This is a genomic window from Arthrobacter sp. 05L421 (genome assembly GCF_056397785.1).
Genome location: NZ_JBFTOC010000010.1, coordinates 115,453 through 138,367, shown reverse-complemented (window position 1 = coordinate 138,367; position 22,915 = coordinate 115,453). Strand labels below are relative to the sequence as shown.

At 65.3% G+C, this 22,915-nt stretch carries 22 protein-coding genes, 1 tRNA gene and 1 pseudogene; 11 read left to right on the top strand and 13 right to left on the bottom strand.

Going from position 1 to position 22,915, the window contains the following annotated elements; genetic code table 11:
• Nucleotides 1–28: 28 nt before the first annotated feature.
• The 5 genes from ilvC to AC1DKQ_RS13425 all read right to left on the bottom strand — a co-directional run bounded on the left by ilvC (nucleotide 29) and on the right by AC1DKQ_RS13425 (nucleotide 6,744).
• A complete protein-coding gene (ilvC, locus tag AC1DKQ_RS13445; RefSeq protein ID WP_026538933.1) occupies nucleotides 29–1,054 on the bottom strand; it encodes a ketol-acid reductoisomerase in 1,026 nt (341 codons plus the stop codon).
• Between the two features lie 84 nt (nucleotides 1,055–1,138).
• A complete protein-coding gene (gene ilvN / locus AC1DKQ_RS13440; RefSeq protein WP_069952167.1) occupies nucleotides 1,139–1,651 on the bottom strand; it encodes an acetolactate synthase small subunit in 513 nt (170 codons plus the stop codon).
• Between the two features lie 2 nt (nucleotides 1,652–1,653).
• Nucleotides 1,654–3,552 carry an acetolactate synthase large subunit gene (locus AC1DKQ_RS13435; protein WP_476919242.1) on the bottom strand — a complete coding sequence of 633 codons (1,899 nt, stop codon included), beginning with the start codon at nucleotides 3,550–3,552 and terminating at the stop codon, nucleotides 1,654–1,656.
• A gap of 402 nt (nucleotides 3,553–3,954) precedes the next feature.
• Complete coding sequence (gene ilvD, locus AC1DKQ_RS13430; RefSeq protein WP_476919241.1) at nucleotides 3,955–5,676, bottom strand: dihydroxy-acid dehydratase; 1,722 nt, start codon at nucleotides 5,674–5,676, stop codon at nucleotides 3,955–3,957.
• 129 nt (nucleotides 5,677–5,805) lie between these two features.
• On the bottom strand, nucleotides 5,806–6,744 hold the full coding sequence (locus AC1DKQ_RS13425; protein ID WP_476919240.1) for a LysR family transcriptional regulator: 939 nt from the start codon (nucleotides 6,742–6,744) through the stop codon (nucleotides 5,806–5,808).
• Nucleotides 6,745–6,928: 184 nt separating this feature from the next.
• On the opposite strand from AC1DKQ_RS13425, the gene AC1DKQ_RS13420 reads away from it, so the two are divergent.
• From AC1DKQ_RS13420 to AC1DKQ_RS13410, 3 genes are all read left to right on the top strand, one after another.
• Complete coding sequence (locus tag AC1DKQ_RS13420) at nucleotides 6,929–7,984, top strand: sunset domain-containing protein (protein WP_476919239.1); 1,056 nt, start codon at nucleotides 6,929–6,931, stop codon at nucleotides 7,982–7,984.
• A 40-nt stretch (nucleotides 7,985–8,024) separates the two neighbouring features.
• Nucleotides 8,025–9,176 carry a PQQ-dependent sugar dehydrogenase gene (locus AC1DKQ_RS13415; RefSeq protein ID WP_476919257.1) on the top strand — a complete coding sequence of 384 codons (1,152 nt, stop codon included), beginning with the start codon at nucleotides 8,025–8,027 and terminating at the stop codon, nucleotides 9,174–9,176.
• A gap of 116 nt (nucleotides 9,177–9,292) precedes the next feature.
• Nucleotides 9,293–9,368, top strand: a tRNA-Lys gene (locus AC1DKQ_RS13410).
• Between the two features lie 310 nt (nucleotides 9,369–9,678).
• Here the strand turns inward: AC1DKQ_RS13410 and AC1DKQ_RS13405 are convergent.
• The 3 genes and pseudogenes from AC1DKQ_RS13405 to AC1DKQ_RS13395 form a co-directional block, all read right to left on the bottom strand.
• Nucleotides 9,679–10,400, bottom strand: a pseudogene (locus AC1DKQ_RS13405) (AAA family ATPase).
• 847 nt (nucleotides 10,401–11,247) lie between these two features.
• On the bottom strand, nucleotides 11,248–11,502 hold the full coding sequence (locus tag AC1DKQ_RS13400; protein ID WP_476919238.1) for a hypothetical protein: 255 nt from the start codon (nucleotides 11,500–11,502) through the stop codon (nucleotides 11,248–11,250).
• 91 nt (nucleotides 11,503–11,593) lie between these two features.
• A complete protein-coding gene (locus AC1DKQ_RS13395; protein ID WP_476919237.1) occupies nucleotides 11,594–12,142 on the bottom strand; it encodes a hypothetical protein in 549 nt (182 codons plus the stop codon).
• 700 nt (nucleotides 12,143–12,842) lie between these two features.
• Between AC1DKQ_RS13395 and AC1DKQ_RS13390 the strand changes: the two genes are divergently transcribed.
• Entirely contained in the window at nucleotides 12,843–13,856 is a 1,014-nt protein-coding gene (locus AC1DKQ_RS13390; protein ID WP_476919236.1) for an LGFP repeat-containing protein, read from the top strand.
• 134 nt (nucleotides 13,857–13,990) lie between these two features.
• A complete protein-coding gene (locus tag AC1DKQ_RS13385; protein ID WP_476919235.1) occupies nucleotides 13,991–14,365 on the top strand; it encodes a hypothetical protein in 375 nt (124 codons plus the stop codon).
• A gap of 180 nt (nucleotides 14,366–14,545) precedes the next feature.
• On the opposite strand, the gene AC1DKQ_RS13380 is transcribed toward AC1DKQ_RS13385, so the two are convergent.
• The 3 genes from AC1DKQ_RS13380 to AC1DKQ_RS13370 all read right to left on the bottom strand — a co-directional run bounded on the left by AC1DKQ_RS13380 (nucleotide 14,546) and on the right by AC1DKQ_RS13370 (nucleotide 16,880).
• On the bottom strand, nucleotides 14,546–14,914 hold the full coding sequence (locus AC1DKQ_RS13380) for an excalibur calcium-binding domain-containing protein (RefSeq protein WP_476919234.1): 369 nt from the start codon (nucleotides 14,912–14,914) through the stop codon (nucleotides 14,546–14,548).
• Nucleotides 14,915–15,143: 229 nt separating this feature from the next.
• Complete coding sequence (locus AC1DKQ_RS13375) at nucleotides 15,144–15,770, bottom strand: matrixin family metalloprotease (RefSeq protein WP_476919233.1); 627 nt, start codon at nucleotides 15,768–15,770, stop codon at nucleotides 15,144–15,146.
• Nucleotides 15,771–16,148: 378 nt separating this feature from the next.
• On the bottom strand, nucleotides 16,149–16,880 hold the full coding sequence (locus tag AC1DKQ_RS13370) for an HNH endonuclease family protein (RefSeq protein ID WP_476884730.1): 732 nt from the start codon (nucleotides 16,878–16,880) through the stop codon (nucleotides 16,149–16,151).
• Nucleotides 16,881–17,393: 513 nt separating this feature from the next.
• On the opposite strand from AC1DKQ_RS13370, the gene AC1DKQ_RS13365 reads away from it, so the two are divergent.
• The 4 genes from AC1DKQ_RS13365 (at nucleotide 17,394) to AC1DKQ_RS13350 (ending at nucleotide 19,755) form a co-directional block, all read left to right on the top strand.
• Complete coding sequence (locus AC1DKQ_RS13365; protein ID WP_476884729.1) at nucleotides 17,394–17,570, top strand: CsbD family protein; 177 nt, start codon at nucleotides 17,394–17,396, stop codon at nucleotides 17,568–17,570.
• A gap of 404 nt (nucleotides 17,571–17,974) precedes the next feature.
• Entirely contained in the window at nucleotides 17,975–18,592 is a 618-nt protein-coding gene (locus tag AC1DKQ_RS13360; protein ID WP_476884728.1) for a hypothetical protein, read from the top strand.
• 51 nt (nucleotides 18,593–18,643) lie between these two features.
• A complete protein-coding gene (locus tag AC1DKQ_RS13355) occupies nucleotides 18,644–19,132 on the top strand; it encodes a hypothetical protein (protein ID WP_476884727.1) in 489 nt (162 codons plus the stop codon).
• A gap of 338 nt (nucleotides 19,133–19,470) precedes the next feature.
• A complete protein-coding gene (locus tag AC1DKQ_RS13350; protein ID WP_476884726.1) occupies nucleotides 19,471–19,755 on the top strand; it encodes a hypothetical protein in 285 nt (94 codons plus the stop codon).
• Between the two features lie 968 nt (nucleotides 19,756–20,723).
• On the opposite strand, the gene AC1DKQ_RS13345 is transcribed toward AC1DKQ_RS13350, so the two are convergent.
• On the bottom strand, nucleotides 20,724–20,912 hold the full coding sequence (locus AC1DKQ_RS13345; protein ID WP_476884725.1) for a hypothetical protein: 189 nt from the start codon (nucleotides 20,910–20,912) through the stop codon (nucleotides 20,724–20,726).
• 192 nt (nucleotides 20,913–21,104) lie between these two features.
• Here AC1DKQ_RS13345 and AC1DKQ_RS13340 point away from each other — a divergent pair, with 192 nt between their 5' ends.
• A complete protein-coding gene (locus tag AC1DKQ_RS13340) occupies nucleotides 21,105–21,734 on the top strand; it encodes a DUF2510 domain-containing protein (protein ID WP_476919232.1) in 630 nt (209 codons plus the stop codon).
• A 54-nt stretch (nucleotides 21,735–21,788) separates the two neighbouring features.
• Here the strand turns inward: AC1DKQ_RS13340 and AC1DKQ_RS13335 are convergent, their stop codons facing one another.
• Complete coding sequence (locus AC1DKQ_RS13335; protein ID WP_476884823.1) at nucleotides 21,789–22,307, bottom strand: MarR family winged helix-turn-helix transcriptional regulator; 519 nt, start codon at nucleotides 22,305–22,307, stop codon at nucleotides 21,789–21,791.
• Between the two features lie 110 nt (nucleotides 22,308–22,417).
• On the opposite strand from AC1DKQ_RS13335, the gene bcp reads away from it, so the two are divergent.
• Nucleotides 22,418–22,891: a thioredoxin-dependent thiol peroxidase gene (gene bcp, locus AC1DKQ_RS13330; protein ID WP_476919231.1), complete on the top strand. Its 474-nt coding sequence runs from the start codon at nucleotides 22,418–22,420 to the stop codon at nucleotides 22,889–22,891.
• Nucleotides 22,892–22,915 lie beyond the last annotated feature (24 nt).

Sequence of the window (22,915 nt, the reverse complement as noted above, 5' to 3'; positions counted from 1 at the left end):
GGTGTCCGGCTCCCCTGCCGGGCAATGCCTAGCGGGCGACTGAACCTTCGGTGTAGTCGTCCTCGTTCTTGATCCAGGAGAACAGCTTGCGCAGTTCGCGGCCGGTGGCCTCGATCGGGTGGTCCTCACCCTTCTTGCGCAGTGCCTTGAACTCCGGCGCGCCGGCGTCCTGGTCATCGATGAAGCGCTTGGCGAAGGTGCCGTCCTGGATGTCGGCCAGGACAGCCTTCATGTTTTCCTTCACCTGCGGGGTGATGACGCGCGGGCCGGAGACGTAGTCGCCGTATTCCGCGGTGTCGGAGACGCTCCAGCGCTGCTTGGCGATGCCGCCCTCGACCATGAGGTCGACGATCAGCTTGAGCTCGTGCAGCACCTCGAAGTACGCCACCTCGGGCTTGTAGCCGGCCTCGGTAAGGGTCTCGAAGCCGTACTGGATCAGCTGCGAGGCGCCGCCGCAGAGGACAGCCTGCTCGCCGAAGAGGTCGGTTTCGGTCTCCTCGGTGAAGGTGGTCTCGATGACGCCCGCACGGGTGCCGCCGATGGCCTTGGCGTAGGACAGGGCCAGTTCCTTGGCCTTGCCGGACGGGTTCTGCTCGACGGCGATCAGGTCCGGCACGCCGCGGCCGGCTTCGAACTCGCGGCGCACGATGTGGCCCGGGCCCTTGGGGGCAACGAGGGCGACGTCGACGTCGGCCGGGGGCTGGATGTAGCCGTAGCGGATGTTGAAGCCGTGGCCGAAGAACAGGGCGTCGCCCGGCTGCAGGTTCGGGGCGATGTCCTCGGCGTAGACGTGGCGCTGGACCTGGTCCGGGGTGAGGACCATGATGAGGTCGGCCTCGGCGACGGCGTCGGCAACGTTCAGGACGCGCAGGCCCTCGGCCTCGGCCTTGGCACGGGACTTCGAGCCTTCCTTCAGGCCGACGCGGACGTCGACGCCGGAATCGCGCAGGCTGAGGGCGTGGGCGTGGCCCTGGGAGCCGTAACCGATGACGGCGACAGTGCGGCCCTGGATGATCGACAGGTCGGCGTCGTCGTCGTAGAACATTTCAGTCACTGGGGTGTCTCCTTTTGAGTGGATTTCTTCGTAGATCTTGTCTGTGGTGCTGCGGTACAACGGGGCGCCTGCGCTGCGCAGTTCTTAAGCGCTGCGTAGGGCCCTGTCACTCATGGAGCGGGATCCCCGCCCAACGGCCAAGGTGCCGGACTGCACGATTTCGCGGATGCCGAAAGGCTCAAGCACTGACAAAAGTGCCGTGAGCTTCTCGGGGTGGCCCGTTGCCTCAATGACCACCGACTCTGTAGAGACGTCGACCACTGAAGCGCGGAACAGGTCTGCAGCCTGGGTGACCTGCAGGCGTGTTGCGGCATCCGCACGTACCTTGACCAGGATGTGGTCGCGCTGTACGGAAGATTCTGAGGTGAGCTCGACGATCTTGATCACGTTGACCAGCTTGTTCAGCTGCTTCGTGATCTGTTCGATCAGCTCGCCGTCGGCGTCGACCACCACGGTCATCCGGGACATGCCCGGGACCTCGGTGGGGCCGACGGCCAGGGAATTGATGTTGAAGGCCCGGCGGGCGAAGAGGCTGGCGACGCGGGTCAGCACACCGGGCTTGTCTTCGACCAGAACGGACAATGTGTGGCGGGTCATGTTCAGTCCTCCTCTTCCCATTCCGGGGTCATGTTGCGGGCAACCTGGATCTGGTCGTTGCTGACCCCGGCGGGGACCATCGGCCACACCATCGAGTTGGGGCTCACGACGAAGTCGATGACCACCGGGCGGTCATTGATCTCCAGTGCCTTCTGGATGGTGGCGTCGATGTCCTCGTCGCGTTCGCACCGGAAGGCGGCGCAGCCGTAGGCGTCCGCCAGCTTGACGAAGTCCGGGATGCGGACCGTGTCGTGTCCGGTGTTGAGGTCGGTATTGGAGTAGCGGCCCTCGTAGAAGAGGGTCTGCCACTGCCGGACCATGCCGAGGGAGGAGTTGTTGATGATGGCGACCTTGATGGGGATCTTGTTGATCGCGCAGGTGGCCAGTTCCTGGTTGGTCATCTGGAAGCAGCCGTCGCCGTCGATCGCCCAGACCACGCGGTCCGGCTCGCCCACCTTGGCGCCCATGGCGGCCGGCACGGCGTAACCCATGGTGCCGGCGCCGCCGGAGTTGAGCCAGGCGTGCGGGCGTTCGTACTTGATGAACTGCGAAGCCCACATCTGGTGCTGCCCGACGCCGGCGACGAAGACTCCCTCGGGGCCGGTCAGGGCGCCGATGCGTTCGATGACGCGCTGCGGGGCGCTGAGCCCGTCCTCCGGCTCGGTCCAGCCCAGCGGGTAGGTTTCCTTGAGGTTGTTGAGGAAGGCCCACCAGGTGGTCAGATCCGGGGTGCCGAACGCCTCGAACTGCAGGCGCAGGGCCTCGGTCAGCTCCGGGATGATCTCCTTGACCGAGCCAACGATCGGGACATCGGCCGTGCGGTTTTTGGAGATTTCCGCCGGATCGATGTCGGCGTGGATGACCTTGGCGTTCGGGGCAAAGGACTTCAGGATGCCGGTCACCCGGTCATCAAACCGGGCGCCGAGGGTGATCAGCAGGTCGGACTGCTGCAAGGCGGTCACGGCGGACACCGTGCCGTGCATGCCCGGCATGCCCACGTGCTGCGGGTGCGAGTCCGGGAACACGCCCCGGGCCATCAGGGTGGTCACCACGGGAGCGCCGGTCAGCTCAGCGAGTTCACGCAGTTCGGCCGAGGCGTGAGCCTTGACCACACCGCCGCCGACGTAGAGCACGGGTTTGCTGGCACCGGAAATGAGCCGCGCGGCCTCGCGGACCTGCTTGTTGTGGCCGCGGACCACCGGCCGGTATCCCGGGAGATCGATCTTGGGCGGCCAGGAGAACGTCATCTGGCCCTGCTGGGCGTCCTTGGCGATGTCCACGAGGACCGGTCCCGGGCGTCCGGTGGAGGCCAGGTGGAAGGCCTCGGCCATCACGTGCGGGATGTCGTTGGGGTCTGTGACCAGGAAGGAGTGCTTCGTGATCGGCATGGTGATCCCGACGATGTCCGCTTCCTGGAAGGCGTCGGTGCCGATCACCCCGCTGGAGACCTGGCCGGTGATGGCCACTATCGGCACGGAGTCCATGTGGGCATCCATGATGGCGGTAACGAGGTTTGTGGCACCGGGGCCTGAGGTGGCGATGCAGACGCCAACCCGTCCGGTGACCATGGCGTAGCCTTGCGCGGCGTGGCCGGCTCCCTGTTCGTGACGGACCAAAACGTGGTTCATTTTGGAGGCCATCAAGGGGTCGTAGGTGGGCAGGATCGCGCCACCGGGCAAACCGAAAATGTCCTGGACGCCGAGTTCTTCGAGCGAGCGGACAATTGCTTGCGAACCGGTCATGACCGTCGGGGGTACGACGTTGTTCGGTCCGAGGACAGGAGAGACGGCAGCAGAGTCGACGCCGGCGTCAGCCGGACGTTCGACGCGTTCCGGAGCCTTGTGGGCTCCAGTGGACTTGGTGGCCATCAGCGAGGGGCTGATCGGCGATCCTTTGCTCATCGGACTCTTCCTTTGTGGATCTTCGGTGATCGTGGAACTACGGTGTGGTGCTGGTGATGCGGCTGGTGGTGCGGGGAAATAAAAAAACCCCTCAGCCGGCGGGCTCTTCGAGGGGTTGCGCGTGACGGTTCGTTACCAGTGAAGGCTATTGAGCCACGCGCTTGGTAAGTACGACGGAAACATCTGCAGTGCTTTCGACTGCAGTGGCTCCGGCGGTAACGATCTCGATCATGCGTTCAGTTTTCCCTCTGAGTGAGACAGGTGTCAACGAGCCCGGCCCCTGTCTCACTATCTGGACAACACTGTCCACTGGTTGAACGCCCTCCCAACTAGCTCGCAGTTAGTGGCCGTTATGACCGCTCATAACGGCCACAAGTGCGAGCTAGTTGGGTTTAGCGCTTGCTAGCCGCAGTAGGCGCCGGTGGAGGCGCTGTGGACGAGCTTGGCGTACTTGGCGAGGACGCCCTTGGTGAACTTGGCCGGGAGCGGCTCCCAGCCCACCTTGCGGGCCTCAAGCTCGGTCTCGTCAACGAGCAGGTCGAACGTGCGGGCCGCGATGTCCACGCGGATCCGGTCACCGTCCTTGACGAACGCGATGGGGCCGCCGTCGACGGCTTCCGGCGCGACGTGGCCGATGCAGAGGCCGGTGGTTCCGCCGGAGAACCGTCCGTCGGTCAGCAGCAGGACGTCCTTGCCCAGGCCCGCGCCCTTGATGGCGCCGGTGATGGCGAGCATCTCCCGCATGCCGGGGCCGCCCTTGGGGCCCTCGTAGCGGATGACCACGACGTCGCCGGCCTTGATCGTGCCGTTGTCGAGCGCGTCCAGGGCGCCCTGCTCGCGTTCGAAGACGCGGGCGGTGCCCTCGAAGACGTCGGCGTCGAAGCCGGCGCTCTTCACGACCGCACCCTCCGGTGCCATCGAGCCGTGCAGGATGGTGATGCCGCCGGTCTTGTGGATCGGGTTGTCCAGGGCGCGGAGGATCTTGCCGTCCAGGTCCGGCGGGTTGATCGCGGCGAGGTTCTCGGCAACCGTCTTGCCGGTGACCGTGAGGCAGTCGCCGTGCAGCAGCCCGGCGTCGAGCAGTGCGCGCATGATGACCGGAACGCCGCCGATCTTGTCGACGTCGGTCATGACGTAGCGGCCGAAGGGCTTCAGGTCGCCGAGGTGCGGGATCCTGTCCCCGATCCGGTTGAAGTCATCGAGCGTCAGCTCAACTTCGGCTTCGCGGGCGATGGCGAGCAGGTGCAGGACGGCGTTGGTGGAGCCGCCGAATGCCATGGTCACGGCGATGGCGTTCTCGAACGCCTTCTTGGTCATGATGTCCCGGGCGGTGATGCCCAAGCGCAGGAGGTTGACCACTGCCTCGCCGGACTTGCGGGCGAATTCGTCGCGGCGGCGGTCCGCGGAGGGCGGGGCGGCGGAGCCGGGCAGGGACATGCCCAGGGCCTCGCCGATGCAGGCCATGGTGTTGGCCGTGTACATGCCGCCGCAGGCGCCTTCGCCCGGGCAGATGGCTTTTTCGATGCGGGTCAGGTCCTCGAGGCTCATCTTGCCGGCGGCGCAGGCGCCGACGGCTTCGAACGCGTCAATGAGGGTGACTTCCTTTTCGGAGCCGTCCTCAAGCTTGACCCAGCCGGGCATGATAGAGCCGGCGTAGAGGAACACCGAGGCCAGGTCCAGACGGGCCGCGGCCATCAGCATGCCGGGCAGCGACTTGTCGCAGCCGGCCAGGAGCACCGAGCCGTCGATCCGTTCGGCCTGCATGACCGTCTCGACCGAGTCGGCAATGACTTCACGGGACACCAGGGAGAAGTGCATGCCCTCGTGGCCCATGGAGATGCCGTCGGAGACGGAGATGGTGCCGAACTGCATGGGGAACCCGCCGCCGGCGTGGACGCCTTCCTTGGCGCCCTGGGCCAGCCGGTTCAACGAAAGGTTGCAGGGGGTGATCTCGTTCCACGAGCTCGCCACGCCGATCTGCGGCTTGGCGAAGTCGTCGTCGCCCATGCCGACCGCCCGGAACATGCCGCGCGCGGGGGCGGCGTGGATTCCATCGGTAACGACTCGGCTGCGGGGCTTGATGTCCGGCTTGGTGTCTGCTGCTGTTTGGGTGTCCTGACTCATGGCTCAAAGTCTAGGGCTCCGCCGCAGACCCCAACGACCCCACAACGGAGCGTTAAGCGGAAAACCGGGAATATTTCGATCAAATAGTGGACTCTCGTCTCACATCATGAAATGGCGCGCTGTTTCTCCTCAGGTCCGGTGACCCGCGTCACGTAGTTCCGGGGCTTCGGCGACATCCTGGGCTTCGGCCTTGAGCATGGCCAGGACCTGTTGGATGGTGGTCCGGGCCGCGACGTCCGGACGGGCCAGCGCAACGATGCTCCGGCTAGCCTTCACCCCCTCGAGCGGCCGCAGGACGAAGCCCCGGCCCTGGTTGCTGACCGCCGTGTACCGCGGCAGCAGGCTCAGCCCATGTCCGGCGCTGACCAGGGCTTCCAGCACGCGCAGATCCGGGAACTGCTGGGCGCGGACGGCTTGCGAGTCGGCCCGCACCTCGATCTGGCGCAGCACGGTGTCGAAAGGAAAGCCCTCGGGAACTCCCATCCACGGGAAGCCGACCACGTCCTCGGCACACAGTGTGGCCTTGCCGGCCAAGGCGTGACCTGCGGGCAGGGCCACATCCAGCGGTTCGTCCAGCAGCGGCACCACCGTTAGGCCCTGGCCGCCGAACACTTCCGGACCGTCCACACTGTGCGCCAGGACGATGTCGTAGTCCGCGGTCAGCCCGGCGAACCCGGCGACGCCCGGGTCCTCGAAATGTGCTTCGAACCGCAACCCTTCCACGGCCTTGACCCGGTGAAGCATGCCCGGAAGGAACATCTCCGCGGCGCTGGGAAAGAAGGCCGCCACCACGCGCGTCTGCCAGCCCCGCCGGTACGTGTCAATCGTTGCTTCTGCCCGCGCCATGGCCGTCGAGACGTCGGCCGCCGCCCCGGCCATGGCCAGTCCTGCCTCGGTAAGCCGCACTCCCCTGCCGGACTTCTCCACCAGCACTACGCCCAGTTCCTCCTGCAGTGTCTTCAGCTGCTGCGACACAGCCGACGGCGTGACCTTCATGGCCTCGGCAGTCGCGCCAACGGTCCCGCGGCCGGCGAGTTCGCGCAGAATCTGCAGTCGCTTGAAATCCATGAGGCGAGGCTACACGCCGGGCCGGGTTTGATTTCGGTTTGGGCCGAATCAACGGGCCGTCTCTGGGTTCCAGGGATGCCCGGTTTTGGCCGTCATGAGGCTGGACAGCCGGCTCCGCCCGGACGTACCGTCAAGCATCGGCAACCATGTCTCATGGGCTGAATACGGACTGAAAGGCTCTGCTATGGACTGGATCGTCTGGCTCGTCGTCATCATCGTTGTGGTTGCTGTGGTCTGGTGGCTGCTGAACCGCAACAAGAGCCGCCCGGGCGCAGATTCCGCCGCAGGAACCAGCAAAGACACCTCTGCCGGCGCTTCGGCCAGTACTTCGGCCAGTCCGACGGCGGCGGCAGGTACGGCTGCAGCCGGTCCGACGGCGCCGGCAGGTGCAGCGGCGGCAGGTTCTGCAGCAGCGGCCATGGCCGCGCCGGACGCACCACGGGCACCTGAGCCAGCCGCGGCTGGGCCGGCCACGCCTGCCCAGGGGTCTGCGACCGCCCCCGAGGCGTCCGAGTCCGCGGCTGCCACAGCCGCCCCGACGATCGCGCCGGCTGCCGAGGCCGCCCCTGCGGCGCCCGAACCCCGGGCCGCCGGGGAGACTCCGGAAGCAGCAGGTGCCCCGGGCAGCGCTGAATGGGAGACGCAGTGGTCCGAGACCGCCCCACCGGCGGAGACGCATACTCCAGCGGCCCATCCTGATGCGGCCCACGGCGCACACGCTGCAACGGCGGAAGCTGGTGCGGCAGCAGAAACGGCAGCCGCGGCTGGCCATCCGGTCCACCACCCCGAATACACCGAGCCCCACGCGCCGACCCTGCCCGGCGCGGAATCGGCAGCTGCCGAAGCCGTCGAAGACACGGACACCGGTACAGGCATAGGCACCGGCCCTGGCACGGCGATGCCCGCCCCGGCCGCCGCCGGGTCGCAGCCTGCGTCGCTCGCTGCCGCAGAAACGGCGCAGACGGCAGCCTCGTCCGCGACATCCGAGTCCTTCGCCAGCCACACGGCCGAGCCCAGCGGTCATCTCGCCACTGACCAGCCCTACGGCGAGGGGTCAGCGGCTCCGGCAGCCGACGGAAGCGGCCCTGCTGGTTTCACCGTCAAGGGCAATGCCTCGTCCATGATCTACCACGACGAGACCAGCCCGGCGTATGAAGAAACCCGTGCGGAGGTGTGGTTTGCCTCCGCGGCGCACGCCGAAGCGGCCGGGTTCCGGCCGCCGCGCCGGACGCGGCTGTAGCTGGCGGCTCAGCCGGCGTCCCGTCTCATCCGGGCCTTTGATGCTCCCCCGTCTCTTTTGCAGGCGCTTCTTTGGCAGGCGCCCTTTTACTAAGGCGGCGGCCCGGGCCGCCGCCCTGGCCGTTGCGCTGGTGTGCTTGGGCGCCTGTACCGGTGGCGGGCCAACAGCACCCGTGGTCCAGTCAGGAGACAGCACCGCCGCCGGCTCCGGCACAGCAGGCCCGGCGGCCACGCCGCAGGAGCCCACCGTTGCCGGCCGCATAGACGGGCTGCAGCTGCCATGGTCCACCGTCTACCTGCCCGACGGCACCGCCATCATTTCCGAGCGCGACACCGCACTGCTCAGGACCATCAAGGGCGGGCAGCTGGGGACGATCGGCAAGGTGCCCGGCGTCGTCCCCGGCGGAGAAGGTGGCCTCCTGGGCCTTGCCCTTTCCCCCAATTTTGCCGACGACCGGTACCTCTACGCCTACTTCACCGCGGCGGCGGACAACAGAGTCGCCCGCATGCGGCTGGAGGAGCGCGGCGGCCGGCTGGAGCTCGGCGCCCTGCAGCCCGTTTTCACGGGGATTCCAAAGGCCGGCACGCACAACGGCGGACGGATCCGCTTTGGACCCGACGGTTTCCTCTATGTGGGAACGGGCGACTCGCAGCGCCGCGACCAGCCGCAAAACAGAACGGCACTGGGCGGAAAGATCCTCCGGATCACCGCCGACGGCCGGCCGGCGCCGGGAAACCCGTTCGGCGAGAACCCGGTCTACAGCATCGGCCACAGGAACGTCCAGGGGTTGGCCTGGGACAGCGCGGGCCGGCTGTGGGCCAGCGAATTCGGCCCTAGCGTCGACGACGAGCTCAACCTGATCGTGCCGGGCGGCAACTACGGCTGGCCGGACGTAACGGGCGCCCCGCACCGCTCCGGCTTCCTGGACGCCAAAGTGGTGTGGCCGTCGACGGCGGAATCGTCCCCCAGCGGACTGGAAATAGTCGGCAGTACCGCCTACTTGGGCGCCCTGCGCGGCCAAAGACTCTGGGTTGTTCCCCTCCGGGGCGAATTCGCCGAGAAACCTGTGAGCTATTTCACGGGAAAGTACGGCCGGGTGCGCAACGTTTCGCTCGCTCCTGACGGCCGGCTATGGCTCCTCAGCAACGGCCAAAACCCTGATTTCGCGCTGATTTTGGACCTTCATGGCTAGCCGCAGTCACCACGCAGGCCTCGATTTCACACGACAGCCAATCTCGTGTAGAGTTTCATGTCGTTGCGGAGAACAACGAGGGAAATAAAAAGCCCGCGGGGAACGAATCAACAACTGCACCTCTAGCTCAACTGGCAGAGCAATTGACTCTTAATCAATGGGTTCCGGGTTCGAGTCCCGGGGGGTGCACCACAGAGAAACCCCGTCCTGCAGGCCTAGCGGCCAGCGGGACGGGGTTTCTTTTTTGTTGGCGAAAAAGCAGCATCCCGGGAATTCTGGACGTGAGGACGTTCCCGCCCGATTATGTGCTCAACCGCATCGGCGGCGGGGCGGTGACCGGATTGCGCGCGATGTTCATCGGCGCCCAGATGAATCGGCGCAGACTGATCATCGAACCTGTGTCAGTAGACTCCTGACCGCGTGGTCAGGAAAATCAGTGCCCTGGGCTTTCCGGTTCGCTTCATGGGCGGCAATTCGCGAGGTCTCGGCATTAGAGTCGGCATTAGAGATGGCGAAGGTAGCGCTCGGGTGTTTCAAGGAACGATCGCATGTTTGTGACCATTTCCAAGTCTGACCATGTCCGAGGCCGTAGACCCCAAGGTCCGGCTTCCAGGATCTGCGCCCCAGGCAGGGCGGCCAGAAGGGTGAGTGCGTAGACATAATGATCTGCGAGTTGCCCGCGGCCAACAGGTCCTTCAAGACGGCGAGAAGGGTGAGGCATCCGTTGAAGGACAATGCGGATTCGGGTTCGTCGAGCACCCACAATCCGCGTCCTCGGAAACGATCCACGGCCAGCTCCAGGAACGATTCGCCGTGTGACATGTCGTGGAACGAGATGTCCGGACCCGATGTGCTCGGATTCTTCTCGAGGTAGGTGAAGAAGCCGTGCATGGTTTCAGCACGCAGGAAGTAGCCGCGTCTTGTGGCGCCTGCATTTCGGACCAACTGCAAGTAATCGGCAAGGACGGACTCCGTAGACCTGGTGCTGTGGCGGGCGCCTGTAGATCCGCCTTCAGGAGATAGGCCGTAGGCCAGCGCGATGGCTTCTACCAGCGTGGATTTGCCGGACCCGTTTTCGCCGACCAGGATCGTGGCGGATGTCAGATCGAGTCCCTGGTCGAGGACCTGGGCGACGGGAGCCAGGGAGGCTGGCCAGATCCGACGGTCCAGAAGGTTGCTCGGATCCTCTGTCAGCCGTCGAATCGGATAGTCGTGCAGGGACATGCGCCTATTGTTGCAGGCCACCATCATTGCACCGGCGCCGCCTACGTCTCCTCAGCCGCCGGCGCAGCCATTACGCCCGAGGTCGCGGCGACCGTCGGGCACAAGTAGCTCGGGGACAGCCGCGAGACAGCGGGAGAAGTGGAACCGTCGACGTCGGTCCTGGCTGCCTGGCGGCCGACCTGCAGGTCGTCGTGTTCTGAGAAGGTCGCCCACCAGCCACGCTATCGGCAGAGCAGTTGCTGCAGAGGGCGAACCTGAACGATGCCCTCGATGTTGCCAGGCCGGTGGATCACAGCGGAGTTTTCCAGGACCTCGAGGGGGCGTCCGCGGCCTGCGCAGAGCTAACCTCCGCCGGGTACCTCACGACCGTGTCCGGGGAAGGCGAAATCCTGGTCGAAGCCCAAAAGCTCAGCACCGTCGATCCTGTTGCGGTCCGTGCATTTACGGGCGAAGTGAGTGCACTGACCACGATCTGCCCACCGGCGGACCAGACTCCGAACTTTCAGGACCCGCGAGTTATCCGCGGCTCCACTCGCCTGCCCTCGGTGGTCGGCATGATCAGACCTCCGGATGCTTCGGGTCCTTGCCCCGTTCTCGCCAATAGTCGTCTTTCTGCTCCCGCAGAAACCTCACGAAGTACACCATCGCGGTCACCAACACGATGGCCTGAAAGGCTAAGAGGACCCACGTGAGCCACTCCCACTGTTCAGTGCGTAACGCCGGAATCAGCCCACGTATCAGGGAAACGGCAGCCCCCACGATAAAGGCGACCATGACAGGTGGAGGGAGCGGGGTTCGCCGTCGCTGCGGAGTACTCATGGCCCACCCTACCGATTCTTCGTTTTCGTCATTCATGGCGTTTGGAGACCCGTCGCGCCTTCCGATGTTCCTGCCACACGTACAGGGGAACGAAGGCCAGCAAGAAAGCGGTACCGATCCCGGCGGCGGCTCCAAGCAATTCATAAGTGATCTTCAGCGGCGGGGACGAGCCATCGTCTAAGCCCCGAAGGATGAGTGCCGCAGCGACAGCAACAACGGTCACGATGAGAACGATCAGAATTGCTTTCCGCAGACGAGCTCTGGCGAGCGGGGCTTCGGTCATTGAAGGCTCCGATCTGTTGGTCGCGAAACTGATGGATACGAAATGGCACGATTAGGGGCTGCCTGTCGGCTATCGCCACCGCACGCCACTCTTACCGCAGTCGCTCATCGATGAGCTTCAGGCCAGGCTCGCCGGTGGCCAGATGCAGCCGCCCTCTGTCGGTCGTCATGGCCACAATCCCCCAGTTCTTCTTCAGCTCGCGAGGCCGCTTCGGGGGCGGCTCGACTTGGCCCTGGCGGGCGACGTCGGAGAACACCGTGATCTTGCCTTCGGGCTCACCCTTGTCGATGTAGTCAGGCTGAAACTTGAACGTGCCGGTGCCGATTTCGGCGAAGCCCGGTAACCACCGGCCACGGAGGGAATCGGGATGCGAGTCCGCGTACCGGAGTGCGCATTCGATGACGCCGCGCTCGGCGTCGCGAGCCACCCGCTCTTTCCGTTCAGGGGCTGCCTTGTAGCCAAGCAGGAACGATCCGAGGCCCATGATGACAACAGCTAATGCCGTGGATCCCCAGAAGCCCAGGTCGTCGCGAGAGACGCTTGAGGCCATGGTCGCGACGAAGAGCAGCCAGAACTGTGAGGTGACAGCAGCCTTTTCCCACCTGCCCCGGGGTGAGGGTTTCAGCATCTCGACAGCCATGTCCGCACCTACTCCTCTACGATCGTGGCAGCCGCACCGCTAGCACTGGCCGTGAGCGGTGAAGCAACGACAGTGGCAATCGCTACAGCCACGATTCTCCGCGAGCTGTCAAATGACCCGGTGTCATCGTCGTCCCCCTTTGATGGCAAAGACCATCGACAGGGTTGCAACCACTACGGCACCAACCACAGCTCCGGCAATTACTGTCTGCGTTGAAATCCCGACGATGACTTGCCAGATTGCCATGAAGATCACAAATGCGACCACCGCGACGAGAGCACGGACTACCCACGGTTTGGTCGTCTTATTCGGCACAGGTGATCAGTCCCCCAACCACTCCGCCGACCCCGCCTACCGCAACAAACATCGTGGCTCCAGACTTGGAACTGAGTGATGTCGATCACTTTAGACACGGGTTTTGTCCAATGACTAGAGAAGTATGCTTGTCATTTTCGTGACAAAAGTCAGGCTGGCGGGCCGTGTCATATTCCGCATGGCGCTGGCCGCTCCCGGAAGGCGGCTCCTTGAGCGTCCAGATGGAGTTTTTTGGTCCCTATTCGTTATTCCCAAATGCGTGAGTTGAAAGTAGTCTCCACTCTGGGGGAAACAATCAGGCGGGGGAACTGTCTCAGCCGGCGCGTCAAGCCCGACATCACCGGTTCGAGGCAGCGCCGAGCGTTGCGGAAAAATGAGGTCTGCAGTGTTCAAGAAACGCCCGCTCACGCTCGCCATGGCCGTCCTGGCCCTCGCAGGCAGCGCCGTCGCCGCATCCGTGCCCGCTGAAGCGGCCGGATACACCACCGGCGGGGCCATCGGCGCCCTTTACAACGCCCAAGGGCGCACCATCGGAGCCCCGACGTCCAACGAGTACAGCGGCCACGCGGACCGCGTCCAGAACTTCCGGTACGGGCTCATCTACTGGTCCCCGGCAACCGGCGCCCATTCGGTCCGTGGCGGGATCCTCGGCGAATACAGGCGCCTGGGTACCGACGCCGGCAAGCTCGGTCTGCCGATCACCGAGGAAAAGCGGACGGTCGGAGGCGGCGTCTACCAGCAGTTCAAGGGCGGGATCATCTACTGGACGCCGACCGCCGGCGCCCACTCCACGCTGGGGGCGATCCGCTCGCTGTATGCCCAGGCCGGTGCTGAGCGGGGCGCACTGGGGTTCCCCACCTCGGGTGAGATCAGCGTCAAGAACGCGGGGGCCAGTTTCGTCTACCAGACCTTCGAGCGCGGCATGATCTCCTGGAACGGCGTGCGGGTCCCTGTCTTCAATGAGGACCCGACCCATGCCCACGCCGTGTTCGGTGACTACTACAAGGAGTATCTTGCAGCCGGCGGGGTCAAGGTGGTCGGCTACCTCTCCAGCAACCAGGGCATCGGCCATGACGAGACCGGGGCCATCTCGGTTGCCGGCCAGTGGTTCCAGAACGGCGCCATCGTCTCCAAGACCGGGGCTGGAGTCCACTACCTGCCCAACGCCTGGCTGGATGGAGTCAGCGTCCCGGACCTGGAGGCCCTGGGTTATCCCACGAGCGGCGTCCACGCAGTGGCCGGCGGGACGGCGGTGTCCTTCGAACACGGGTCGGTGACGCGCGGCCTGGACGGAAAGTTCACGGTCACGCTTTCGACTCCTGCTCCGGCGCCAACGGCACAGAGCGGAGTGCTGAAAAGCTCCCGGGTCCCGAGCCCGACAAGCATCAACCGCCGATAGGAAGAAAACCTGCCGGCCCGGGACGTGCCCGGGCCGGCGGACCACCAGTTCGTCGCTGCTGCATCGGCTGAGGTGATGACGGCAGCGGCGTGGGGCATCATGAAAATGGCGGCACATCCACACGGGGGTACGTTATGAAGCCTGAGGACGTCGCCAAGTGGACCGATGCGTATCTGGCCGGGCTGGAGGCAATGGACTCAATCTCCTTGGCAGGCGACGCGCGCGCCGGACAATGGAACAGGCACGTCCATCGGATGCAACGTGCCCAGCTAGAGCTGAGGAAGACTGCTGAAGGGCGCGCGGCAATCACGGCGATGATCGCCCATCCCACCCCGACCGTGGCCCAATGGTCCGCCGCTCATTATCTGTTCTGGGCTGAAATCGAAGCGCGGGCCTATCTGGAGACTCTCGCAAGATCGGACGGCGTCGGGTCCTTAGAGGCGGAAATGGTTCTGCGTGAATTTGGCGCTGGCCGCCTAAAGATGGACTGGGAGCCCAAGCGCCGATGAACCTGCCTGGTAGAACGGCAAGAGAGCTAGCAGGGGATTAGATGGACGGACAGGGCGCAACGGGGTGGAAATGCGGAATCTGCGGACAGCTACATGACGGACTTCGTTGTTGGGTAGTTCTGCGCGTCCGATGCCGGAACTCCACAGGTTAACGAATAGCTGGCTGTTGTTTACTAGGTACTAACGCTGCGGGCTGGTCGGGCACGCGATGCCGTCGCCGTCCGGGTCCAGCTGTTCGGTGTAGCCCGGCTCGCCTCTCTTGAAGGCCCCCTGGCCGCTGGCCCAAGCGTCGTTGCAGTTGGTGAAGTGGAACGTCTTCTCTGCGGCGTCGGCCGGCTTGGCCTGTGCGGTTCTTGATGGTTGCGGCGTGGGCTTAGTGGCGACCGTCCAGGTGGCGGGCGCAGTCTCGGCGCCAGCGAACGCGGCGTGCGCCGTCAGGGCCCCGGCGATACCGGCAACCAGGGCCAGGAGGATCAGCCCCGAAATCCAGAGGACAGGCCGGGACTTGCGGCCGGTCTCGGCGGGGGCGGTGGGATCGATCTGGCTCACTGGGGGCCTTCCTTTGCTTGGGCTGACACTGCTCTCAGGTGCAGAGAGCTCCGTTGGCCGATGCCGAAGGCAGACGATCCCTAGTCTAATTCGCCAGGGAGCGGCTGCTGCACGGGCGCTTCCTTGTCCCCACCGTCGTTGAGGACAAAGGGACAGCGTTGTCGATGTGTCGGGCGCGTCAGAACTCATGCTTCGTATATGTGCGGCAGGACCGCCCCCGCTCGCCCGCTTAGACTCCGGGCCGGCACTCCCCCTGGCCGAGGAGGGCCAGGCCGTTGAGATCCCCGGCCTGGTAGGTGTTCAGGCCCGCAGAGTCGGTCGGGTTCATCAGCTGGGTCGGGTCCTGGACGTGGTCCAGCCCCACGAGGTGGCCGAGTTCGTGTTCGATGGTGCCTCTGCCCTGGGCCGGGCCTTCCTGTTTGATCAGGGACTTTAGGGCGGGAGCATTCAGTTCCAGCTGGCCGCTGACGTAGGTGTAGTCACTTCCCCCGACGCTGACCGACTCGCTGCCAGCCTGGCCAAGGATGGTGCCCTGGCCCTCGAGGTCGGTGAAGCTGGACTCCTCGGCCGTACTTTCCCAGGCGATGAGCACCGGCGCCCACCGGTCCCCGTACCGGCCCGGCTGGTACGACTCGCGCTGCGCAGACGGAGCCTCCGTGGTGGCGCCGTCGTCGATGAACACCAGCCCGGTCGCGCGGGAGACTGCGGCGATGGCCTCCTTGATGAGCTCCGGTCCGGCAGCGGGTGAGTTGGCGGCGCGGGTGACGTAGTGGATGGGCCGGCACGGGTCATACCCGACCGGGTTCCCGTCGTCGCTGGTGTCGCTGAAGGCGTTGGCGGCGGACGTGGCGGGCACCGCTGCGGGGCGTCCGAGCTGGGCAGCGGCCTCTTCCCGGCCCGGGGTCGGGTAGTCGGTGAAAGGCTCGGACCCGTCAGCGTCAGCCGGTGCCCTAGAGCCGGCGGGGTCCTGGCCGGTGTGGTAAATCAGAGGGCCTGGTTCGTTGGTACTGGGCTCGCTGATGCAGCGGTGTGGGGTTGTGCCAGTCCTCGGGCGGGAGCGGGTTGCCGGCCATTTATTCAAGCTTCCACAGCGGAATTCGCTTCGGTTCCCCCAGCTCCCCCGGCTCACTCATCAGCGCCTGTACCCCCATCGTCGTCGGCTCCGGTGTCAGCGTAAGGGAATCCGAGGCGGCGCACCACATCCATGGCCGCTTTACCCCGGCCACGGTGCCGGTTACTTGCAGGCGGCGAGGATACCGGCGATGGCGTCGTGCTCTGGCTGGGTGACCCAGAGCTTGTACTTGGCCTTCACGGCGGTCTGGCGGGCGACGTACTCACACCGGAATGCCTTGTTCGCCGGCAGCCACGCGTCGGCCGAGGAGTCCGATTTCTGCTGGTTGGCGGACCCATCGGCTGACATGAGGTTCAAGGGGTCGTTCGCGAGCTGGAGGCGCTGCTCGGCGCTGATCTGCTGGGCGCCGGTCTGCCAAGCCAGGGACAACGGAATGATGTGGTCGATCTGGACGGCGGCGGAGTTCTGGCCGCGGGTGAAGTTGATGGGCTTGCCGGTGTACTTGTCGGCGAGCTTCCCGGAGGCGATGACGCAGTCTTTGGTACCCGGTTTGGTCGTTACCTCGGTGAGGTCGCGGCGGAGCATGTCGTTGCGCGTGTCGCAGCCGTTGTGGTCCACGTCAGACCAGGCGGGGCCGAACTGCCCTCGGCTGTAGCCGGTCTTCGGGGCCTTGCCCTTCACTGGGATGGACGCCAGCTGGGCTACGGCCGCGGCGGTTTGGCCCGGGTTGCTGGAACCGGCAGCGGGGGCTTGGGACGCTCCCGCGCTGTGGATGGCGTCGGCGACCTTGGCACCAACATGGGCTGCGGCGTTACAGCCGGCGAGGGAACCTGCCAGGACCAGGCAGGTGAGAACGGTTAGGGACTTGGTGACTGCGGAGCGGGTGATGATCATGTTCCTTCATTTGTGCGGCGGGCTTGAACAGGCTACCCGCGGCAACTACCCGAGCACGGCAGCCAGGTTGATGGTGCCGGTCACGTAGGAATGGAAGGGCCCCGCACTGTTGAACGTTGCGGGGCCGGCCCGGGCGCCTTGTACATCGGGGCCCCAGTTGACCCGGCACGACCCGACCGGTGCATGGAAAGGGGCCGTGGCCGGGATAAAGATCACGAGCCAGTGAGGCTGGAGAGCTCGTCAGACGATTTGGTCGAGCCGCCGCAGAGTTTCTCGGGCAGCCCCGAGCCCTTGAACGATGCCGAGGCCTTTCATCCGATCCCGACTGGCACGCCGCCTCCATGCACCGTGTAACGCCACTGCTCCCCCGCCAGGGCGACGAGCTAAGTTCAGGCGTACCGGCCCATAATCGCCGGCCCGGGCATGCTCCCACTTGAATTCTTGGTCCTAAGCATGCTTAGGATAGTGTCATGGCCGGATCGAACGGCTGCCAACACCACAGGAGGAATCACCATGGGACTAGGCGACAAGATTGAGAACGCTGCTGAGAAGGCTGGCGGCAAGGCCAAGGAAGCTGCCGGCAACGCCACGGGCGACGACCGACTGAAGGCCGAAGGCCAGACTGACCAGGCCAAAGGCGACCTGAAGCAGGCCGGCGAGAAGGTCAAGGACGCCTTCAAGAAGGACTGACCCCAACGCAGGCGAAGGGCGCATCTCCGACAACGAGGTGCGCCCTTCGTTGTGCCTGGACCCTCAAGTGCCGCCGCAACAGCTGCCGTCAGCTGACCTGGCTACCGTACGTTCGAGGATTGGACATCTAGGCCACACGCAGGCGGCCAACCGTTCGTTCCCTGCCAACCCAACAAGGACATGGTTCTAGTGTCAGCGTTACGCGGCCCGGGTTCCGGGGGCCTGATGGTCGTGTCGACGCCATTATCCAAAAGGCGGGGCCAACGACTCGTTCGGTTAGCATCGTCTCGTGGCTGAGTGAGCCGGTAGTCGCCTCAGGTGTCCCGCCCCGGGCGCACTGTAAGCGCTCCTGTCCTGTCCGCACACATACGCTGAAAACCTGTGGCCGAATGAAAGATGTCTCCGTGAAGAAGCTCCTCCCCCTCGCCGTGCTGGGCGCTGTCGTCTTGTCCGTTGGCGGATGTTCAACCGCCACCCCTGGCCCAGGCACAGCCGTTCCGACTCCGAGCGTGGCCTCATCCGCCGCAGCCGCGACTCCGACCACGGGCTGGGAGCTGGACACCAAAGGCGGTGCCGAACGGATCAAGGCAGCAGGCTTGCCGGTCCTCAACACGGAAGGGGCAGCCGAGCACTTCCACGCCCATCTGGACGTCTTCGTGGACGGCAAGCCCATTACTGTCCCGGCGGACATCGGCTTCAGCTTCTCCGCCACCGGGCAGCCGAACGGCATCTCGGCGTTGCACACCCACGACGAGTCCGGCATCGTCCACATTGAGGCGCCGGTCGCCGGCGACACGTATACCCTTGGCCAGCTTCTGACCGAATGGGGCGTCCTGGGCGGCACCGGCAAGCCCGGGACCGCCCACTCAAGCACATCGGACTGGTCGGTCGCCGTGAACGGTGCGAAGCAGGAAGGGCCCGCCCAGGCTGTCGTCCTGAAAGCCCATGACGAGGTGGTCCTGTTTCATGGGACGGCACCGGAGCCGCTGCCCACGGCGTTCAAGTTCCCGGCCGGCCTCTAAGCCAGTCCCCGTACCTAAGGCCCAGCTCAACGCCTAGTGGAGGGACTGCCGATGCCGACCCCGAGCGCTGCTCTCGATCCCTATCGCAACTGGACCGAGCCCCGCGACGGAGTGGGGTCGAACCCATTCCGGCTCGCCAGCAAGGTGGAGTCAGAAGCCTCCCTCAACGAAATTTCAGAAGCCTGGCCCGCTCACGCACTGCCCGAGCTGGAGGCACTCTGGCTATCAAGTCGTGAGGCGTGGCTTTTTCGGGACATCGACTACGGCCAATGGGGCCTGCACATCCTCGACCCCGCCGCGGCGGCGGCGCTCACCAACGCCGAGCGAGGAAGGCGACCGGGCGACTTTGAGGCAACCGACGCCGTGATCGGCGAGTTCCTCGGCGACAGCGACCTCCTAGTGCTGGAGGCCAACGGCGGCGTCCTGGTCGCGCTGCCCTTGGATCCGCGCGCCGACTGGCCACGGGTGGCGTCGACGCTATCCGAGTTCCTGTCCCGGTACCTCGAAGCTATTGGCGAAAAATACTGGGAGAGCTCTTAACCACGACCGGAGCAGGTGACTCCATGCAAGCAGACCGGTGGCGGGAAGCAAGCAGGCGCACAAGTGCGTGTCGACTCTTGGGCCCCTCACTGGTCGGCATGGGCAGAGCCTAGAACCGCTCTTCGATGAGGTTCAAGCTAGGCTCGCCGGTGGCGAAGTGGAGCCTGCCTCTAGGGAAATGGTTTGACAATTTCAGGGCCGACCCATGACAGGTCAGTCAAGGTCGGGATCTCCGAATCGGAGAAACGGGAATTGCTTAGAGTTCGCCTATCCGAGCAAGCCATTAGGTAGTAGCCTCTCAATTGCGCCGACTTTGGCGACAATATTGGGGGAAACACATGAACGAGCCGAACGATCTTCACACCGCCACGACGCAGGAACTCCCGACGGAGTCGGAGGCGGCTGCCTTCCACTTGCAGCAGGGATTGAAGTACCGCCGCAATTCCATCATCATCGGCCTCATCGGCCTGTTCCTGTTCGGTATCGCCATGGGGGTCATGGCATTCATCATGGCTCGCCGGGCCGAAGCGGCCGGGGTCAAGGCCACCGCCGGAAAAGTCCTGGGTTTGCTGGACATCATCGGCGGCATTATTGTGATCACGATATTCGCCAGCAACAGATAACAGGCGGTCCGGGCGTCGGTGTCACGCATCGGACGGGAAGGGGAACCACATGAGCTTTAAAGGCTGGAACCCGCTGGCGCTCCTGCCAGTCGCGTTCATAGCGGTCTTTATCGTCCTGGCCGTGCGCCGGGCCCGGAAACGCAGGGACTGAAGACCGCCCAAGCTGTTCTTACCGCGAAGCTACAAGGCCTCTGAGGGATTGGACAGCGACTCGACGGCACCCACTGCCGCCACATGTGCCTCCCGGCAGTTCTTTATTGGCAGTGAAAGGCAGCATCACCGGGCCTGGGTTCCCTGCCGGCGGGCGGCGTAGCCCTACGATGGTGAGGATGAACTCAATGCGGAAGGCCTGTTACGCATCCGCCGTGGCCCTTCTGCTCGCCGCATCCCCGCTGATCCTGGCGTTGCCCGCAGCGGCCGGTCCCTGCGGGCCAGCCGGCCTCCTCCCGGCGAAATTCTGCCCGACCCCACCGACTCCAGGCCCGCCGTCGGCCTCCCCGTCACCCAGCCCGACCGTCCCCGGCATCTCCGCCCCGCCACCGTCAGGGGCTGCGCCTTCCCCAGCGCCTCCCCGAAAGCCGAAGGCAACGCCGTCCCAGGCACAACCCACTAAGCCAGCGCAGCTCCCGGCACCGCCGACGTCGGCCCCTGTTTCAACAGCGGACCCGGACAAGACGCCTTCACCGGCCACGGAGGTTGCAGCGATCACGACGGCGGCCTCCGCGCCTCCAGCGGCGGACGCCGGCCAGGACCACTCAACGGAGCAGCCGCTGGGCGCGGCGGCCGGGCAAGGTGATGCGGAACCGGACGGGCAGCTCAGCGTCGCCGGATCCCTGCTTGCGCTAAGTGGCCTCCTCATCGGGCTCTCCGGAGCGATTGGCCTCCGCCGGCCGGTTCAACCGTGAAACGGCCGCCGAACCATCACATGTCAATGTGGGGTTCAGCGGCCGTCGAGTCACATCGTGGCCTCAGACCTTCTCGCGGGGCCGGTCAACTACCGTCTCCGGCTCTTCGACTGTGAACTCCTTGCTGCGGCGCGGGAAGCCCCAGAACCGGCCTTCCTTTGCCTCCACCCGGGGCTCCGGGCGTTCCTCAGGTTCCCGCGCGGCATCCTTTCTGGCATCCCGGCGGAAATCCTTGTTGTACTGGTAGCACATCACTGACCTCCTTCATGGTGACTGCCCTTTAATGGTCCCCCCGAAGCAGTGCCGCGTCGATACTTCGCGGCCGCTCATTTCCGCCTGAACGGCCGGCCAGCCCTTGGGTTTCACTGGGGTACTCTCTGTCTTAGAACCGGAGAGTGCATTGAACCAGCGCACGCACCATGCCCCGCAAAGGATGTAGAGCCCATGACCGTCCCGCCCAAAGCGTCAGCCCCCGGCCCTGGCTGGTATCCCGACCCTGCTGGCTCCGGCCGGCTTCAGTGGTGGAACGGTTCTGCGTGGACCGGACAGTTCAGCGCACCCCAGTTCCAGGCGGCGCCGGCCCAACACCGGGTGGCACCGCGCACGCGCATCAGTGCCGGGACGCCGGTCTACAACCTGTATATCTGGACGATTGTGGCCCTGCCGCTGGTGCCCCTCATCCTGCTCATGTTCTGGAACCCGGTGTTCCGGCTGCGCACCGTGGGCACTCGCCAAGTCCAGATCATTGACCCGGCGTCGATCTTCACGGCGCCTTACTTCCTCCTGCTGGCGACCGGCCTCGTGGCCTACGGCGTGTCCGCGCTTCTGGCGTATCTGGACTGGGACCGGCTGCGCAAGGACGGCGTGATCCGGCCATTCCATTGGGCGTGGGTGTTCCTCAGCCGGGAGCTCTACGTGATTGGCCGCTCGGTGATTGTCCACGAGGTGGCCCCGCGGCGCGGACTCGCGCCGGTATGGGCCACGATCGGCGTCATCCTGCTCACCGTGGTGCTCACCGGTCTCAAGATGTCCGCCATCGCGGCCACCCTGGCCAACCAGGCCGCGACGATTTAGGGAGCGGCAAGGGGCAGGCGGGCCTGAGGGAAGTACAGCCCCTTGGGGCGCCGGCTAGTTAAGCGGGGCGGTCCCGGCGGCGACGCCGGAGTCGGTAGCTACGCCCGGGGCCGCAGCGACGCCTGGCTCGGCGCCCGTGACGATGGCCGTGGCCTCTGGAGACGCGGACTTGGTTGCCAGCACCCGGACCACAGCCTGGAGCTCCTGCCGCAGCAGGTCCGGGTCAATGGGCGTTGCGGCGAGCACGGAGCGTTCCATATCGGCAGCCGCCGCGACGGCCTGCCGCCCCTGGTCAGTCAGGGACACCACGTGGCTGCGCCGGTCGGAAGTGCTGCGCTGCCGCGAAATGTGGCCGTGCGCCTCCAGCCGGCTCAGAGTCTTGCCCATGGTCTGGGCCTGGACCCGAACGAGTTGGGCCAGTTGGGCTTGTGTCATAGGCCCATTCGCCGAAAGCACTTCCATGGCGATCACCCCGGCATGGGTCAGGCCAATGGCCCCCAATTTTTCGTTCCAGGAGTGTTCTACAAGACGTGCTGCCGTGGACAATAGGCGGCCCGTGGGCCAGCGATCCATATCAGGCATACCCAAGAGTATAGCGAGCAGCGGATTCGTCCGGCGCCCACCTGCTCACTACGCTGGATAGTCACCCCACTTCACCACGTACCCCACCCAAGGAGACACCCGTGCCTGAGCGACTCACTGCCGGTGCCACAGCACCGGATTTCACCCTCAAGAACGCCCAAGGACAGGACGTTAGCTTGCGCGATTTCCGAGGCCGCAAGACCGTGATCTATTTCTACCCGGCGGCCTCCACACCCGGATGCACCAAGCAGGCCTGCGATTTCCGGGATTCCCTTGGCTCGCTTCAGGCCGCAGGTTATGAGGTGGTGGGCATCTCCCCGGACCCTGTCGGGAAGCTTGCGGCGTTCGCGGCCGCCGAAGGGCTGACCTTCCCGCTGCTCTCCGACGAGGACCACACCGTCGCCGAGGCATATGCGGCCTGGGGCGAAAAGAAAAACTACGGCAAGACCTACCAAGGCCTCATCCGCTCCACCATCGTTGTCGACGCCGAGGGCAAGGTCGCAGTCGCGCAGTACAACGTCCGGGCCACCGGGCATGTCGCCAAACTTCGCCGGGACCTGAAACTCGACGCCTGATAGGTACAATGGACCCTGGCGACC

Coding starts and splice junctions, on each gene's coding strand:
- ilvN (WP_069952167.1), bottom strand. CDS start 1,651: ATGACCCGCCACACATTGTCCGTTCTGGTCGAAGACAAGCCCGGTGTG.
- AC1DKQ_RS13435 (WP_476919242.1), bottom strand. CDS start 3,552: ATGAGCAAAGGATCGCCGATCAGCCCCTCGCTGATGGCCACCAAGTCC.
- ilvD (WP_476919241.1), bottom strand. CDS start 5,676: ATGAGTCAGGACACCCAAACAGCAGCAGACACCAAGCCGGACATCAAG.
- AC1DKQ_RS13425 (WP_476919240.1), bottom strand. CDS start 6,744: ATGGATTTCAAGCGACTGCAGATTCTGCGCGAACTCGCCGGCCGCGGG.
- AC1DKQ_RS13420 (WP_476919239.1), top strand. CDS start 6,929: ATGGACTGGATCGTCTGGCTCGTCGTCATCATCGTTGTGGTTGCTGTG.
- AC1DKQ_RS13415 (WP_476919257.1), top strand. CDS start 8,025: ATGCTCCCCCGTCTCTTTTGCAGGCGCTTCTTTGGCAGGCGCCCTTTT.
- AC1DKQ_RS13400 (WP_476919238.1), bottom strand. CDS start 11,502: ATGACCGAAGCCCCGCTCGCCAGAGCTCGTCTGCGGAAAGCAATTCTG.
- AC1DKQ_RS13395 (WP_476919237.1), bottom strand. CDS start 12,142: ATGGCTGTCGAGATGCTGAAACCCTCACCCCGGGGCAGGTGGGAAAAG.
- AC1DKQ_RS13385 (WP_476919235.1), top strand. CDS start 13,991: ATGAAGCCTGAGGACGTCGCCAAGTGGACCGATGCGTATCTGGCCGGG.
- AC1DKQ_RS13370 (WP_476884730.1), bottom strand. CDS start 16,880: ATGATCATCACCCGCTCCGCAGTCACCAAGTCCCTAACCGTTCTCACC.
- AC1DKQ_RS13365 (WP_476884729.1), top strand. CDS start 17,394: ATGGGACTAGGCGACAAGATTGAGAACGCTGCTGAGAAGGCTGGCGGC.
- AC1DKQ_RS13355 (WP_476884727.1), top strand. CDS start 18,644: ATGCCGACCCCGAGCGCTGCTCTCGATCCCTATCGCAACTGGACCGAG.
- AC1DKQ_RS13350 (WP_476884726.1), top strand. CDS start 19,471: ATGAACGAGCCGAACGATCTTCACACCGCCACGACGCAGGAACTCCCG.
- AC1DKQ_RS13345 (WP_476884725.1), bottom strand. CDS start 20,912: ATGTGCTACCAGTACAACAAGGATTTCCGCCGGGATGCCAGAAAGGAT.
- AC1DKQ_RS13340 (WP_476919232.1), top strand. CDS start 21,105: ATGACCGTCCCGCCCAAAGCGTCAGCCCCCGGCCCTGGCTGGTATCCC.
- AC1DKQ_RS13335 (WP_476884823.1), bottom strand. CDS start 22,307: ATGGATCGCTGGCCCACGGGCCGCCTATTGTCCACGGCAGCACGTCTT.